Origin of the sequence: Rhodanobacter geophilus (genome assembly GCF_040812275.1) — a bacterium.
GTDB classification, from domain to species: domain Bacteria; phylum Pseudomonadota; class Gammaproteobacteria; order Xanthomonadales; family Rhodanobacteraceae; genus Rhodanobacter_A; species Rhodanobacter_A geophilus.
On sequence record NZ_JBFOHL010000024.1, the window covers coordinates 1 to 2,858 of the forward strand.

General features: G+C 70.6%; 1 protein-coding gene. It reads left to right on the forward strand.

The annotated features are described in order from the left end of the window. Window positions 1-353: 353 nt before the first annotated feature. Window positions 354-2,858: ligand-binding sensor domain-containing protein (locus ABQJ56_RS16860; RefSeq protein WP_367846182.1), on the forward strand; the 2,505-nt coding region annotated here is incomplete at its 3' end.

Below are 2,858 nucleotides of genomic sequence, written 5' to 3' on the forward strand. Positions count from 1 at the left end.
GCCGATCGTGGCAGTGACGGCGCGCTCGGGCGAGAAGGACGAGGCGCGTGCGCGCGAGACGGGCATGGACGGCTTCCTGCGCAAGCCGCTCAGCGGCGAGGAGCTGGCGGCGATGCTGGCGCGCGTGCTGCGCGGGGCGGCCGAGCGTGCGGAGGCCGCGGCCGGGTGAACGCGGTCGCCGATCTTCCGGCGGACTGAGGCGGTGACGCCATCCGGCGACAGCGTCGTCACATTCGCTTCGCCTGCCTCGTTTTGGCATGATTCGCCGTCGAGGCAATGCGGATCGCGCGGGATCGCCGCGCGTGTCCGTGGCGCCGCCATGCAGGGGTACAGCGATGGGTCGCAGACCGCGGGTGTCTGCAGGTTTGCTCGGCCTGCTGCTGGTCATCTCGGCCCAGGTGTCGGCGGGGGTTGCAGCCGCGCAGGCGTCCGTCACCACGGCGACCCCGCTGGTCACGCCCCAGTTCCGCCGCTACGGCGTGTCCGACGGCCTGCCCAGTTCCAACGTCTACGCCGTGGTGCAGGATCACAACGGGGCCATCTGGTTCGGCACCAAGGGCGGCATCGCGCGCTATGACGGCGTGCACTTCAGGGTGTTCCGGCATGCCGCGAACGAGCCGGGATCGCTGTACGACAACGGCATCGCCACGCTGCTGGTGGACAAGCGGAACCGCCTGTGGGCGGCGGGGCTCAATGCGGGGCTGAACCGCTACGACGCCGCCACCGGCAAGTTCGAGCACTGGGGGCACGATCCCGCCGATCCTTCCAGCCTGAGCAGCGATCGCGTCTGGTCGCTGGCGCAGACGCCGGACGGCACGCTGTGGGTGGGTACCGGCCGCGGGCTGGACCGGATGCGGCCGGATGGTCACGGCTTCGAGCACGTGAGCTACCAGGCGCCCGGCGGCAAGGCCGAGAGCTTCGGCATGGTGGCGGCGCTCTACGTCGATGCGCACGGGCAGCTGTGGCTTGGCAGTGACCTGGGAGTATTCCGCCGCGACGGGCAGGGCGGGATGCACCGGGTGCTGGCCGCCGATCCGCGACAGTCGATGTCGGCCTGGAGCATCAGCGGCACTGGCGACGAGATACGCATCGCCACCGACCACCTCCTGATGGTGGTGGGGCCGGATGGCCTGGCGCGGCACTTTGGCGGTACCGCCATTCCGGACACCAATGTGATGGCCAGCGTGCGCGACGACAGCGGCCGGTTGTGGATCGGCACGCAGCGCGGTTTGTTCATGCAGTTGCGCCCGGGTGCCCCGGTGATGGCGGTGACCAACCAGCCCGCGCTCGACGGCGACCTCCCCGGTACCTGGGTGTGGCAGATGCTGGTCGACCGCGCCGGCGGCTTGTGGCTGGCCCTGCTCGATGGCGGCGTCGGCTACCTGGCGCCGGGCTGGGACAGCTTCAGCCGCTTCACCCACATTCCCGACGACCCGGCCAGCCTGCGCGATTCGATCGCCACCACCATGGCGCGCGGCAGGGACGGCCGCCATATCTGGGTGGGCGAGCGTGCCGGCCGGGTGGACCGGCTCGATCCCGTCACCGGGCAGGTGGAACACAGCTTCTCCGGTCTCGGCGGCGACGTGGCCGGCATGACCGAGGATGCGCGCGGGCGCCTGTGGGTGGTGCTGCAGGGGGCGATCGACGTGTGCGACGGCGTGCGTCACGGCTGCGTGCGCATCGACCTGGGCAGCAGCGGCATGCGGCATCCATTGGAGGTGGAACCCGGTCCGGACGGCAAGATGTTCGCGCGCACCTTCGGCGAGGGCATCTTCCGCATCGATCCGGACACGCTCGCGGTGACTGCGGTGCCGATGGACCAGCCGAACGAAAAGGTGCGCTGGGGCAGCCAGATGACGCTGCGGGATGGCGTGTTCTGGTATGCCAGCGACGGCGGCATGATGTGGCTGGACCGCGCGCACGACCGCTTCGAGATGGCGCCGGGCGCGCCGCAGGGCCAGAGCGTGGATGCGTTCGCGTTCACTCCGCACGGCATGTGGATGGCCAACGCGAACGGCATGGTGCATTACCGCATCGAGGGCGGCGGGTTGCTGCGCGATCGCACGGTGGACGCGGCGCATGGCTGGCCGTCGATCAACGTGGTGGACCTGCAGGTCGATGACCAGAAGCGCGTCTGGGTGTTCGGCCATGACGGCCTGTGGCGCTACGATCCGGCGAACGGCCGTTTCCGTTCCTTCGGCCTGCAGGACGGCCTTGCCAATGGCGAGTTCTCGCGCGGCTACGCCGTCATGCCCAGCGGCTACCTGTACGCCGCGACCCTGGGCGGCGTGGTGGCCTTCGATCCGGACCGGATCGGCGAGCAGAAGAAGGCGCCGCCGCTGGCGATCACCGGCGTCAGCGTGCGCCGGCATGGCACGCGGCAGGCGCTGCCGTTCGACGCCGGCGTGGTGCAGGTGGGCTGGCGCGATCGGCAGCTGGGCATCCAGGCGCGGGTGTTCTCCTACCTCGACCCCACGGACAACCACTACCGCTTCTTCCTGCACGGCTTCGACCCCGGCTGGGTGGACGTGGGCAACCAGGGCGAGCGCGATCTTTCCGGCCTGGGCAGCGGCAATTACACGCTGGACGTGATGGCGAAGGGCGCCGAAGGCGTGTGGGCGCATCTGCCGCGTCCGTTGCGGATCGAGGTGCAGGCACCGCCGTGGCAACGATGGTGGGCGTGGCTGCTGTACGTGGTGGCGGTGGCGGCGGCGGTGGGCTGGATCATGTGGGCGTGGCGGCGGCGGCTGGCGCAGCGGCACCGCATCGAGCTGATCGAGCAGCGGCGCGCGCTGGCGGAGCAGGCGAGCGCGGCGAAGACGCAGTTCCTGGCCACGCTGAGCCACGAGATCCGCACG